The organism is Streptomyces sp. NPDC015171, assembly GCF_043079545.1.
Taxonomy (GTDB): Bacteria; Actinomycetota; Actinomycetes; order Streptomycetales; family Streptomycetaceae; genus Streptomyces.
In genome coordinates this window covers 401,089-413,413 of record NZ_JBIBUO010000002.1, presented here as the reverse complement: position 1 = coordinate 413,413, position 12,325 = coordinate 401,089, and the positions used below count along the sequence as shown (strand labels likewise).

At 73.4% G+C, this 12,325-nt stretch carries 13 protein-coding genes; 10 read left to right on the top strand and 3 right to left on the bottom strand.

The features are described from left to right. Positions 1-153: 153 nt before the first annotated feature. Both ACF073_RS06365 and ACF073_RS06360 read left to right on the top strand, forming a co-directional pair. On the top strand, positions 154-1,011 hold the full coding sequence (locus tag ACF073_RS06365) for a DUF817 domain-containing protein (RefSeq protein ID WP_392067202.1): 858 nt from the start codon (positions 154-156) through the stop codon (positions 1,009-1,011). 24 nt (positions 1,012-1,035) lie between these two features. Beyond that, on the top strand, positions 1,036-1,434 hold the full coding sequence (locus ACF073_RS06360; protein WP_392067201.1) for a VOC family protein: 399 nt from the start codon (positions 1,036-1,038) through the stop codon (positions 1,432-1,434). Here the strand turns inward: ACF073_RS06360 and ACF073_RS06355 are convergent. From ACF073_RS06355 to ACF073_RS06345, 3 genes are all read right to left on the bottom strand, one after another. After that, entirely contained in the window at positions 1,420-2,106 is a 687-nt protein-coding gene (locus ACF073_RS06355; protein ID WP_392067200.1) for a helix-turn-helix domain-containing protein, read from the bottom strand. The genes ACF073_RS06360 and ACF073_RS06355 overlap by 15 nt on opposite strands. A 10-nt stretch (positions 2,107-2,116) precedes the next feature. Next, on the bottom strand, positions 2,117-2,410 hold the full coding sequence (locus ACF073_RS06350) for a hypothetical protein (RefSeq protein ID WP_392067199.1): 294 nt from the start codon (positions 2,408-2,410) through the stop codon (positions 2,117-2,119). A 160-nt stretch (positions 2,411-2,570) separates the two neighbouring features. Continuing rightward, positions 2,571-3,764 carry a YihY/virulence factor BrkB family protein gene (locus ACF073_RS06345; RefSeq protein WP_392067198.1) on the bottom strand — a complete coding sequence of 398 codons (1,194 nt, stop codon included), beginning with the start codon at positions 3,762-3,764 and terminating at the stop codon, positions 2,571-2,573. 215 nt (positions 3,765-3,979) lie between these two features. Here ACF073_RS06345 and ACF073_RS06340 point away from each other — a divergent pair, with 215 nt between their 5' ends. The 8 genes from ACF073_RS06340 (at position 3,980) to ACF073_RS06305 (ending at position 12,306) form a co-directional block, all read left to right on the top strand. Next, positions 3,980-5,617, top strand: a complete 1,638-nt coding sequence (locus ACF073_RS06340) for an acyl-CoA dehydrogenase family protein (protein ID WP_392067197.1) — start codon at positions 3,980-3,982, stop codon at positions 5,615-5,617. A gap of 305 nt (positions 5,618-5,922) precedes the next feature. Beyond that, positions 5,923-7,188, top strand: coding sequence for a GAF domain-containing protein (locus ACF073_RS06335; protein WP_392067196.1), 1,266 nt, complete (start codon positions 5,923-5,925; stop codon positions 7,186-7,188). 198 nt (positions 7,189-7,386) lie between these two features. After that, on the top strand, positions 7,387-8,721 hold the full coding sequence (locus tag ACF073_RS06330; RefSeq protein WP_392067195.1) for a hypothetical protein: 1,335 nt from the start codon (positions 7,387-7,389) through the stop codon (positions 8,719-8,721). Between the two features lie 89 nt (positions 8,722-8,810). Beyond that, a complete protein-coding gene (locus tag ACF073_RS06325; protein ID WP_392067194.1) occupies positions 8,811-9,383 on the top strand; it encodes a GNAT family N-acetyltransferase in 573 nt (190 codons plus the stop codon). A 127-nt stretch (positions 9,384-9,510) separates the two neighbouring features. Next, positions 9,511-9,594, top strand: coding sequence for a putative leader peptide (locus tag ACF073_RS06320; protein WP_309486338.1), 84 nt, complete (start codon positions 9,511-9,513; stop codon positions 9,592-9,594). Positions 9,595-9,722: 128 nt separating this feature from the next. Further along, on the top strand, positions 9,723-11,420 hold the full coding sequence (locus ACF073_RS06315; RefSeq protein ID WP_392067193.1) for a nitrite/sulfite reductase: 1,698 nt from the start codon (positions 9,723-9,725) through the stop codon (positions 11,418-11,420). After that, a complete protein-coding gene (locus ACF073_RS06310; protein ID WP_392067192.1) occupies positions 11,417-11,599 on the top strand; it encodes a hypothetical protein in 183 nt (60 codons plus the stop codon). The genes ACF073_RS06315 and ACF073_RS06310 overlap by 4 nt, the downstream gene beginning before the upstream one ends. Then, positions 11,596-12,306, top strand: coding sequence for a phosphoadenylyl-sulfate reductase (locus ACF073_RS06305; RefSeq protein WP_392067191.1), 711 nt, complete (start codon positions 11,596-11,598; stop codon positions 12,304-12,306). Before ACF073_RS06310 ends, ACF073_RS06305 begins: the two co-directional genes overlap by 4 nt. The last annotated feature ends 19 nt before the right edge of the window (positions 12,307-12,325 follow it).

The following is a 12,325-nucleotide window of genomic DNA, read 5'->3' as shown; positions in this document are numbered from 1 at the left end:
GCAGGGACACCGCCCGGGACCGGAACCGGTCCCGCCCGCCGGCCTGCCGCGCCCTTCCCCACGGCTCGGCGCACCCGTCACCCGCCCCACTATTTGAACACGTTCAATTACCCCTCTAGGATCGGGCCCTCGCCGGCGTGCGGAGGAGGGGGCATGCGCAACGAGGAGAGGGCCGTGCCGAGGCGGCTGCGGCACGGGCTCGCGCAGTTCGTGCGGTTCGGGGCGGTCCAGGCCCGCGCCTGCGCCTTCGCCGTGGCGCTGCTGACCGGGATCGGGGCGTCCCGGCTGCTGCCCCCGCTGCCCGTGGCCCGCTACGACCTGGTCCTGGTGTACGGCGTCCTGCTCACCCTGGTCGCCCGCCGGGTGGGCTGGGAGACCCGGCGGGACACCGCCGTGATCGCCGTGTGCCATCTGCTGGGGCTGCTGTTCGAGCTGGTCAAGGTGCGCCTGGGATCGTGGAGCTACCCGGAGGACGCGCTCACCAAGGTCGCCGGTGTGCCGCTGTACGGGGGCTTCATGTACGCGGCGGTCGCCAGTTACGTGTGCCGGGCCCGGCGGCTGATGCGGCTGCGTTTCACCCGCTACCGCGCCGCCGCCACGACCCTGGTGGCCGCCGCCGTCTACCTCAACTTCTTCACCCACCACTGGATACCGGACCTGCGCTGGCCGCTCGCCCTCGCCATGACCGCCGCGACCGCCGGGACCTGGGTGGGCTTCAGCGTGGGCGCCCACCGCTACCGGATGCCGCTGGCCGTCTCGTTCGTACTGATCGGCTTCTTCCTGTGGGTCGCCGAGAACGCCGCGACCTACGCGGGCGCCTGGAGCTATCCGCAGCAGCTCGGCGGCTGGCAGCCGGTGCCGCCGGCCAAGTTCGGCGCCTGGTCCCTGCTGATCAGCGTGACGTTCGTCCTCGTCGAGCGGCTCGCCGCGAGCGGACCCGAACACCCCGCGGTGCGCCCGGCACCGGACCGGCGTCCGCCGCCGGTGTCCGATTCCTTCAAGACCGGCTGACCGGCCGCCGCCTACGGTGGCCGCATGACCGTACGATTCGCCGTGATCGGCCTGGTCGCCTCCGACCTGGCCGCCTCGCTCGCCTTCTACCGCCGCCTCGGGCTGGTCTTCCCGCCGGGAGCCGAGGACCAGCCGCATGTCGAGGCCGAACTGCCCGGCGGGCTCGTGCTCGCCCTGGACACCGAGGAGACCCTGCGCTCCTTCCACCCCGGATGGCGGCCGCCCGCCGGCGCGGGGCGGGTCTCGCTCGCCTTCCGCTGCGACTCCCCCGCCGAGGTCGACGCCCGGTACGAGGAGCTGGTGGGCGCCGGCCACCACGGCGAGCTGAAGCCGTGGGACGCCTTCTGGGGGCAGCGGTACGCCGTCGTGCACGACCCCGACGGCAACGGCGTCGACCTGTTCGCCCCGCTAGCGGGCGAGTAGCCCGCCGAGCGTCTCCCCCGTCAGCTCCCGTACGTCACGGGCCAGGTGCGGCTGGTCCGCGTATCCGGCGCGGGCCGCCGTCTCGGCGTACGGGACGCCGGAGCGGGCCAGGGCCAGGGCGCGCTGCAGGCGCAGGACGCGGGCCAGGGTCTTCGGGCCGTAGCCGAACGCGGTCAGGCAGCGGCGGTGCAACCTGCGCTCTCCGATGCCGAGTCCGGCGGCCGTCGCGGCCACCGTACGGCCCGCCTCCAGGCACTCCACCACGTAGCGCAGCGCCGGGTCAGGGGCCCCTGTCCGCGCCGCCCGGTCCAGGGCGAGGTCCTCCAGGGCGGTCACCGGGTCGGGGGCCGCCGCGATCCGCTCGGACAGCCGCCGAACCCGTGCGGCGGGCCACAGATCCGCCAGCTCCACGCGCAGGTCACGCAGTTCGTGTGCCGGTACGCCGAGCAGGGCGGGTGCGGTGCCGGGGAAGAAGCGGACGCCCGCCCAGGAACGGGCCGGGCCCTGCGGGGCGTAGGGGCGGGTGTCGGGTCCCGCGACCAGCAGCCGGCCCTCGCTCCACAGCAGGTCCATGCAGCCGTCGGGCAGCACCGGGCGGACGTCCGCCGGGTCCTGCGGCCCGCGGTGCCACACCACCGCGCCGGCCAGCCGGGACGGGCGCTCCTCGTACACGTACGCCAGGCTACGCCGCGCGCGTGCGGTGCTCCCGGGGACCGACCCCGTACACCCGCCCGAAGGCGCTGGAGAGGGCGAAGGCGTTGCCGCAGCCGGCCCCGCGGGCGAGGGCGGCGAGGGTGTCCTCGGTGTCACGCGGCCGGTCGGCGCCGGGGCCAGGCAGGCGCCGATCAGCGTCACCGTCGGGGCGTCCGGGCGGTCGCCCCGGCACCTGCGGGGCGCTGCCCGGGGCGTCACCGCAGGTGTACGGGGCGGAGCCGCGCGCGATCGCCGGCTCGCCGCCCTCGGGATGATCAGGCATCGCCGTCAGCGGGGCCCGGTCCGCCCCGCGCACCGCCCACGGCGGCTCGCGGCACGCGCGGAGCAAGGTCTGCCGGCCCCCGCTCGACGGCCGCGGCGGCGCCCGGAAGCCGTGAGCGGGCGCGGCGGGCCGTGACCCGGCCGGCGGGCTCGGCCGGCGGTCAGTGCCCGTGAGGGGGCGGTGTCCCGTCGTTCGTGCCGTTCGTGCCGTTCACCTCGTGCGCCCGGTGCGTGTGGTGGTGGGGGTTCTTCGCATGAGTGCGCAGGCGGGCCGTCACGTCCTCCGGGGGCAGGAAACGGGACCAGCGCTCGGGGAACTCGGACGGCATGTCGGGGTCGTCGGGGTCGGGGTCGTACTCGCGGGCCGCCGCCGCGCGGGCGACGTACTCGACGACCTGCGCCTCGCGCAGCCGCTCGTTGGCCTCGCGCGCGGCGGCCGTGGCCGCGGCCGGCCAGACCCGGTCGATCGCCGCGTTGACGGCCGCGCCGACGAGCACGGCGAAGGCGGACACACCGATCCACAGCAGCACGGCGACGGCGGCGGCCAGCGAGCCGTAGATGGTCGCGCCCTCGATGGTGTGCGTGAGGTAGATGCGCAGCAGGAAACTGCCCAGGACCCACATCGCGAGGGCGACCAGGGCGCCCGGCACGTCCTCGATCCACGGGGAGCGGACCGGCACCGAGACGTGGTACAGCGTCGTCAGGAAGACGATGGACAGGACGATGACGACCGGCCAGTACAGCACCTGGACGACCGTCTCCGACCAGGGCAGGAACCGCACCACCGCGTCCGGTCCCGCCACCATCAGCGGCAGCGCGACCGAGCCGATCAGCAGGGCCACGATGAACAGCAGGAAGGCCATGATCCGGGTCTTGACGATGCCGCGGACGCCGTCGAGGCCGTACATGACGGTGATGGTGTCGATGAAGACGTTCACCGCGCGCGAGCCCGACCACAGGGCGAACAGGAAGCCGATGGAGATGACGTCGGGCCGGCCGCCCTGCATCACGTCGTGCAGGATCGGCTCGGCGATCTCCTTCACGCCCTTGTCCGACAGGACCGTGCGCGAGGCCTCCAGGAGGTTGGTCTCCAGGCTCTGGATGGTGTCGGCGCCGGTCCAGTCGTCGACGTAGCCGAGGAGCCCGATGAGGCTGAGCAGCAGCGGCGGCACCGACAGCAGCGTGAAGAACGCCGCCTCGGCCGCCAGGCCCAGGATGCGGTACTCCATGCAGGAGTTGACGGTGTCCTTCAGCAGCAGCCAGACGGTCCTGCGCTTGGAGACGTTCCGGTAGAGGGCCCTGGCCCGGTGGAGCCGACCGGCCGGCCGCTCGGGGGTATCACTTGCTGGCTGCACGACCCAAAGGTATCCGCCACACGGGACCGTCCTCACCTTCCGGGGCCCGCGGCCGGATCGGCCATGGCCGGAAAGCGGGTCCGGACCGGCCTCGGAGCGGCCCGGCACCGCCGGGAACCGGGGCGGGCGGCGGTGCGGAACCGGTCCGGGCACTCCGTGGCGTCCTGTGCCACTCTGGAGGTCAGCACCGTCCTGTCCCGGGTAGGTTCGCCATCATGGCAGGCACCTCCACCCACACCGTGACGAACCAGCCGCCCCCGCTGGCCGGCTACGACGTCTTCACCGCCGACCGCGCCCTCACCGAGGCCGTCGAGCGGTACGCCGCGCCGGACGTCCTGGCGGAGGTGCGCACCGAGCTGTCCGCGCTCGGCAGGTCCGCCGGCTCGGCGCAGCTGCAGCAGTGGGCGACCCAGGCGAACGAGCACCCGCCCCGGCTGCGCACCCACGACCGCTACGGCCACCGGATCGACGAGGTCGAGTTCCATCCGGCCTGGCACCGGCTGCTCGGCAAGGGCGTCTCCGCCGGGCTGACCGACGCCTGGACCCGGCCGGCCGGGCATGTGCGCCGGGCGGCCGGATTCCTGGTCTGGACCCAGGTCGAGGCGGGCACCTGCTGTCCGCTGTCGATGACGCACGCGGCCGTGCCCGCGCTGCGCACCGACCCCGAGCTGGCCGCCGAGTGGGAGCCCCGGCTGGCGTCCACGCTCTACGACCAGGAGCTGCGGCCCGCCGGGCAGAAGCCCGGCGCGCTCTTCGGGATGGGCATGACCGAGAAGCAGGGCGGCAGCGACGTCCGGGCCAACACCACGCGCGCGGTGCCGCTCGCCGAGCCCGGCACGTACCTGCTGACCGGGCACAAGTGGTTCTGCTCGGCGCCCATGTCGGACGCGTTCCTGGTGCTCGCGCAGGCGCCGGGCGGGCTCACCTGCTTCCTGGTGCCGCGGGTCCTGCCCGACGGCGAACGCAATGTCTTCCTCCTCCAGCGGCTGAAGGACAAGCTGGGCAACCGTGCCAACGCCTCCGCCGAGGTCGAGTTCGCCGGCACCTGGGCACGCCGGGTCGGCGAGGAGGGCGGCGGGCTGCGCACGATCCTCGGGATGGTCGCCGCGACCCGCCTCGACTGCGCGCTCGGCTCGGCGGGCCTGATGCGGCAGGCGGTGGCCCAGGCGGTGCACCACTGCACCTACCGGGAGGCGTTCGGCGGGAAGCTCGCCGACAAGCCCCTGATGCGCAACGTCCTGGCCGATCTCGCGCTGGAGTCGGAGGCGGCCACCGCGCTCGCGCTGCGGCTCGCGGCGGCCTGCGACGACACGAGCGAGCAGGAGCTCGCCTTCCTGCGGCTCGCGGTGCCGGCCGCCAAGTACTGGATCACCAAGCGCTGTGCGCCCGTGGCCGTGGAGGCCGCCGAGTGCCTGGGCGGCAACGGGTACGTCGAGGAGTCCGGCCTGCCCCGGCTGGTGCGGGAGTCGCCGCTGAACTCGGTCTGGGAGGGCGCCGGGAACGTCCAGGCGCTGGATGTGCTCCGGGCGCTGCGGCGGGCGCCGGGGGCGCTGGACGCGTGTCTGACCGAGATCGGCCGGGCCCACGGCGCCGACCACCGCCTCGACCGCGCGGTGAAGGACCTCTTCGGCGACCTCGCCGACCTGGACGCCGTCGAGGGCCGGGCCCGGCGCCTGGCCGAGCGGCTCGCACTGGTTCTCCAAGGCTCGCTGCTGGTCCGCCACGCCCCGCCGGAGGTCGCGGACGCCTTCTGCGCCTCCCGCCTGGGCGGCGACCACGGCGCGTCCTTCGGCACGCTGCCCCCGAGCCTGGACCTGGCGGCGATCGTGGAACGGGCCCGCCCGGTGTCCTGATCCGCCGCCGGGTCTTACGGAGGGGGTGGTGCTGCGCCGACACGGCACCACCCCCGCCTCTCGGGCCCATGGGACGCCGAAGGCGCCGCCCGCGGGCGGCCGGGGTCAAGTCTCAGCCACCTTTCGGCGGTTCACCAGGGTTGCAGGGGGTTGCAACTTATGGGGGCACATGCGCGGAGTCTGTGCCTCCGCCATTCCCGGAGCGGCAGTATGGAAGCCACAGCCGGACCGGAAACCGCCGCCCGGACGGCTTGACAAGTGTGTTCGAAGCCCTTTCCGGGAGGACCGCAGTGGGGAACCCGCCGGTGAACGTGGCGCGTCTGGCCGCCGTGGACGCGGCGCAGGCGGCACGGCTGCTGAACGAGGTGCGCGAGGCGACGCTCGCCGGACAACGTGCGCGGATCGCGCCCCGGCCGGTGATCGAGCAGTCCTGGGGGCGGATGCTGCGCGGCGGCGTCGACCCCGAACACGACGTCAGATCGCGCCTGCTGCCCTCCGACGAGGTACGGCGCAGACGGGAGGAGTCACCGCTGCGGCACATCCTGCCGGTGCTCCGGGAGGGGCTGCTTTCGGTCGCCGACGTCGCCCAGCACATCATGGTCGTCGCCGACCCCGAGGGACGTGTGCTGTGGCGGGAGGGCTCGGCGCAGGTGCTGCGCAAGGCCGACGGGCTCGGGTTCGAACTCGGCGCCGACTGGCGCGAAGACGTCGTGGGCACCAACGGCGTGGGCACCCCGGTGGTCGTACGGCGGCCCGTCCAGGTGTTCGCCGCCGAGCACTTCGTACGGTCGCAGACCTCCTGGACCTGCACGGGCGCCCCGATCACCGATCCGCGGGACGGCCGGCTGCTCGGTGTGGTGGATGTCAGCGGCCCGCTGGAGACGATGCATCCGGCCACGCTCGCCTGGGTGGACTCGGTGGCCAAGCTGGGCGAGGCCCGGCTGCGGGAACTGCATCTGTGCTCGCTCGAGCGGCTGCGGGCGGTGGCGGCGCCGGTGCTGGCCCGGCTGACCGGGCGGGCGCTGGTGGTGGACCGCCACGGCTGGGCGGCGGCCGTGACCGGGATGCCCTATGTGCGGCGCGTGTCGCTGCCCAAGTCGCTGACGCCGGGCCGCCGGTGGCTGCCCTCGCTCGGTTCCTGCGGGGTGGAGCCGCTGGCCGACGGCTGGCTGCTGCGGGCGGAGGAGGAACCGCTCGCCACGGCAGCGCGCCGGATCCTGCTGGACCTCTCCCGGCCGTCCCGCTGCACGGTGACGGTCACGGCCTCGGCGGGCTCGTGGTCGCGGGAACTCAGTCCGCGGCACGCCGAATTACTGTTCCTGCTCGCCGAACACCGCGCCGGGCGCGGGGCGGCGGCACTGGCCGAGGACCTGTTCGGCGATCCGTCCAGAACGGTTACCGTACGGGCGGAGATGTCCAGAATCAGGCGGTACCTCGGGGAACTTCTGCAACATCGGCCGTATCGTTTCTGCGACAACACGGAAGTGGAAGTTGTCCTTCCGGACGATCCCCGCGCCCTGCTCCCCCAGTCGACGGCACCGGCCGTCGCGCGGAAGCGGAACGCCCCGTAGGACGATCGGACCGGACCGCTCCGACCTGGGCATCCACCTCCGCGGCACCGGCACCGTCCGGACACCTTCCGCCCATCTGCGGGGTCTTGGCCCGGGCGGCCCCCTTCCTGCCGTAGCATCCCGTACGGGCCTCCCCACCTGCTCCGCGCGTCAACGTACGGCACGTCAGGCGCAGTTGGCCCGCCCTCTGGAGGAGAGATGAAGCATCGCGGCAGACACCGCCGGCGCAGACGGGGCGCGGCCCTGCGCGCCGTCCTGACCGGTGCCGCCCTGGCGCTCACCGCCACCGCCACGCTGATCAGCACGTCCCAGGCGGAGGTCACCGAGGATCCGGGCACGCTCAAGCCGCTCACCTCCGCGGCGGACACCGGCCGGCTCCGGCTCCAGGAGCGGCTGGTCCCCGCCCGCACCCTGGACCGGCTCGCCGCCTCGATGGGCCGGCCGGTCGGCGTGGACGCCGTACTGCGCGACGCGGACCGCGAGCTGCGCGAGGCCGCCGACTGCTCCGCCGGCGACCGCGCCTCCCTGCCCGTCGAGCCGGACCCGGCCCGCGCCTACTGCTGGGACCCGGCCGACACCGCCACCACCGACTGGCGGCCGGCCTCGGTGACCACCTCCGGGGACGCCGACGACGACGGCGTCTGGGGCAGCCACCGGGTCGTCCTGGCCGGGTGGACCCACAGCACCACCGCCGGCCGCCCGGGCGAGCGCGGCCTGGCCCGGATCGCCCTCGTCGACGCGGACGACCCCGCGCACCTCGCCTACCGCTGGGCGCTGCTGGTGGTGCCGGTCGACGGCGGCCGGGACTACCGGGGCCTGGCCTCGGGCATCACCGGCATGGTCTGGTACGAGAACAAACTGCTGGTCACCACCACGGCCGGCAGCGCCGACGCGCTCTACGTCTACGACCTCGACCGCATCCAGCGCACCACGGCCGACGCCCCCGCGATCGGCCGGGTGCCCGGCGGCTGGTCCGCCGGCGGCTACCGCTACGTCCTGCCCGCGGTCGGCTCGTACCGCTACACCTCCGGCCCCTGCGCCGCCGCCGGGCCGCCCTGCCCCGGCGCGCTCGCCCTGGACCGCGGCACGGCGCCCGACAGCCTGACCGCCGCGGAGTGGACCGCGCCGGGCGGCGACCGGCCCGCCCGGCTGTGGCGGTACGCGTTCAGTACCGATCCGGCGCGCGCCGGGCTGCTCGCCACGGATGCCGCAGGGCGGGCGGACCCGGTGGAGGCGTACCGGACCCGGGCGGCCGGGATCCGGGGCGTGCTGTCGTACCGGGCCCCGGGCGCGGACCGGTCGTCCTGGTATGTGGGACAGCTGCCCGGCACTCAGGACGGGCACGGCGGAATGTGGCGGCAGGACACCGCGGACGCCCGGGCCGCCCGCTGCGGCGCCGACGCCTCGGAGCGCTGCTGGGCGCAGGGGGCCGGTTCCCTCTCCTACTGGCAGGAGACGGGCGAGGTGTGGTCGCTCTCGGACCGCATGCTGTTCGCGCTGCCCCTGGCCGCCCTCGACGGCTCCGTGGACTGACCCCGGCGGGACGGCGGCCGCTCCCGGTCCCGGCCGGGGCGTCCCGGGCCGATCGACAGACCGGGCGGGGGGATGATTCCCTGGCCCGCATGAGCAGCGTCCCTGTCACCACCTGGTCCCTCGAACAGACGTCCCCGGCCGATCTCCTGCCCGCCGGCGCCCCCGACGGGGACGTCCGGATCGTCCGCGCCGAGGTGCCCTCCCCCGAGCTGAGCCGGTTCCTGTACGCCTCGGTCGGCGGCGACATCCGCTGGACCGACCGGCTGGGCTGGACGTACGCGCGGTGGCAGGAGCACCTGGAGCGGCCCGGCGTGGAGACCTGGGTGGCCTACGACCGGGGCACGCCGGCCGGCTACGCCGAGCTGGAGCCGCAGGACGACGGCGTGGTCGAGATCGTCTACTTCGGGCTGATCCCCGCCTTCCGCGGCCGGCGCATCGGCGGCCACCTGCTGGCGTACGGCGCCGCCCGCGCCTGGGACCTGGCCGAGCGGTGGCCGGGGCGGGCGCCGACCAAGCGGGTGTGGCTGCACACGTGCAGCAAGGACGGCGAGCACGCCATGGACAACTACCAGCGGCGCGGGTTCAAGCTGTTCGACACCAAGGTGGAGCTGGAGCCCGAGGCCGCGACGCCCGGGCCGTGGCCCGGGGCATACCCCGCCTGACCTGCTACGACAAGCCCCCTGACGACGCATGTGAGCGACGACACCCTTGTTCCACATTTCGAGACAAGGGTGTCCACTTATTGGACGAAGCTGGACTCTGTCCAGATTGGCGTGACACGCTTCCGTCATGTCTGGAACTGGAATTGCCTTGGTGAGTCGGCGGCACGTCGACCTCGGCCGCATGTCCAGCGCCATATGTCCGGCGAGCTGACGCCTCCAGCAACGCCGCCCCCTCCTCGCACCTGATCATCTGTGCGCGCCTGCCGCGCACGCTTGTCGTATGCGCTCGTATGCGCAGGTCAGAGCCGTTTTCCCGCCAGTCCCGAAGGACGTAGAACCATGGCCGCCACCCCCCAGAACCCCGACGCCTCCGCGCCGCGCCGCAAGGTGAGCCGTCACCGCGGCGAGGGCCAGTGGGCGGCCGGTCACTTCACACCGCTGAACGGCAACGAGCAGTTCAAGAAGGACGACGACGGTCTCAATGTGCGGACACGCATTGAGACGATCTATTCCAAGCGCGGCTTCGACTCGATCGACCCGAACGACCTGCGCGGCCGGATGCGCTGGTGGGGGCTGTACACCCAGCGCCGTCCCGGGATCGACGGCGGCAAGACCGCGATCCTGGAGCCGGAGGAGCTGGACGACGAGTACTTCATGCTCCGCGTCCGCGTCGACGGCGGGGCGCTGACCACCCGGCAGCTGCGGGTGATCGGCGAGGTCTCGCAGGAGTTCGCGCGCGGCACCGCTGACATCACCGACCGGCAGAACATCCAGTACCACTGGATCCGGATCGAGGACGTGCCCGAGGTCTGGAACCGGCTGGAGGCGGCCGGGCTGTCCACGACCGAGGCGTGCGGTGACACCCCGCGCGTGATCCTGGGCTCGCCGGTGGCGGGGATCGCCGAGGACGAGATCATCGACGGCACGCCGGCCGTCGAGGAGATCCACCGCCGGATCGTCGGCAACCCGGCGTTCTCCAACCTCCCCCGCAAGTTCAAGTCCGCGATCTCCGGTTCGCCGCTGCTGGACGTGGCGCACGAGATCAACGACATCGCGTTCGTCGGCGTCGAACACCCCGAGCACGGGCCGGGCTTCGACCTGTGGGTCGGCGGCGGTCTGTCCACCAACCCCAAGATCGGTGTGCGGCTGGGCGCCTGGGTCCCGCTGGACGAGGTCCCGGACGTCTACGAGGGCGTCATCTCGATCTTCCGTGACTACGGCTACCGCCGGCTGCGCACCCGTGCCCGGCTGAAGTTCCTGGTCGCCGACTGGGGTGCGGAGAAGTTCCGGCAGGTGCTGGAGGACGAGTACCTGGAGCGGAAGCTGGTCGACGGCCCCGCGCCCGCCCAGCCCGTGGAGCGGTGGCGCGACCACGTCGGGGTGCACCGCCAGCAGGACGGCCGCTTCTACGTCGGTTTCGCCCCGCGGGTCGGCCGGGTCGACGGCACCCTGCTCACCAAGATCGCCGAGCTGGCCGAGGGGCACGGCTCCGGCCGGGTGCGCACCACGGTCGAGCAGAAGATGATCGTGCTCGACGTCGAGGAGGCGCGGGTCGAATCGCTGGTGGCCGGTCTCGAGGCGCTGGACCTCACGGTCAGCCCGTCGCCGTTCCGGCGCGGCACCATGGCCTGCACCGGTATCGAGTACTGCAAGCTCGCCATCGTGGAGACCAAGGCGCGCGGCATCTCGCTGATCGAGGAACTGGAGCGCCGTCTGCCGGAGTTCGACGAGCCGCTCACCATCAACGTCAACGGCTGCCCGAACGCCTGCGCCCGGATCCAGGTGGCGGACATCGGTCTCAAGGGCCAGCTGGTCCTGGATGACGACGGCAACCAGGTCGAGGGCTTCCAGGTGCACCTCGGCGGCGCGCTCGGCCTCGAGCCGGGCTTCGGCCGCAAGGTGCGCGGTCTGAAGGTGACCTCGGACGGACTGCCGGACTACGTCGAGCGGGTGCTCAGGCGCTATCTGGCCGACCGCGAGAGCGGCGAGCGCTTCGCGGCCTGGGCCGCCCGGGCTTCCGAGGAGGCGCTGTCATGAGCGAGCGGGCCGCACCTTTCTACTGCCCCTACTGCGGCGACGAGGACCTGCGTCCGAGCGAGCAGGGCCACGGCGCCTGGGAATGCGCGGCGTGCAACCGCGCATTCCAGCTGAAGTTCCTCGGGCTGCTCGCCCGGGGACTCCAGCGAGCCGACAACGGAGGGGACGACCGGATATGACGACGGCTCAGGAAGAGCGGACGACCGAGGAGCTGAAGGCGCTCGCCGAGCAGGCGGGCCGCGATCTGGAGGACGCCTCCGCACTGGAGATCCTGCGGTGGGCGGTGGACACGTTCGGCACAAGGTTCTGCGTCACCTCCTCCATGGAGGACGCCGTGGTCGCGCATCTCGCCTCGCGGGTGCGCAAGGGTGTGGACGTCGTCTTCCTCGACACCGGCTACCACTTCCCGGAGACGATCGGTACCCGGGACGCGGTGGAGGCCGTGATGGACGTCAACGTCATCACCCTCACGCCGCGGCAGACGGTCGCCGAACAGGACGCGCGGTACGGGCCGAAGCTGCACGACCGCGACCCCGACCTGTGCTGCCGGCTGCGCAAGGTGCAGCCGCTGGAGGAGGGGCTGAAGGGGTACCAGGCGTGGGCGACGGGCCTGCGCCGCGACGAGTCCGCTTCCCGGGCGGACACCCCGGTGGTCGGCTGGGACGAGAAGCGCGGCAAGGTCAAGATCTCGCCGATCGCCCGCTGGACCCAGGACGACGTGGACGCGTACATCACCGAGCACGGCGTGCTCACCAACCCGCTGCTGATGGACGGCTACGCCTCCGTCGGCTGTGCCCCGTGCACCCGCAGGGTCCTGGAGGGCGAGGACGCGCGGGCCGGCCGCTGGGCGGGTCTGGCCAAGACCGAGTGCGGGCTGCACGGATGACGAACGACCGGATTCAGGA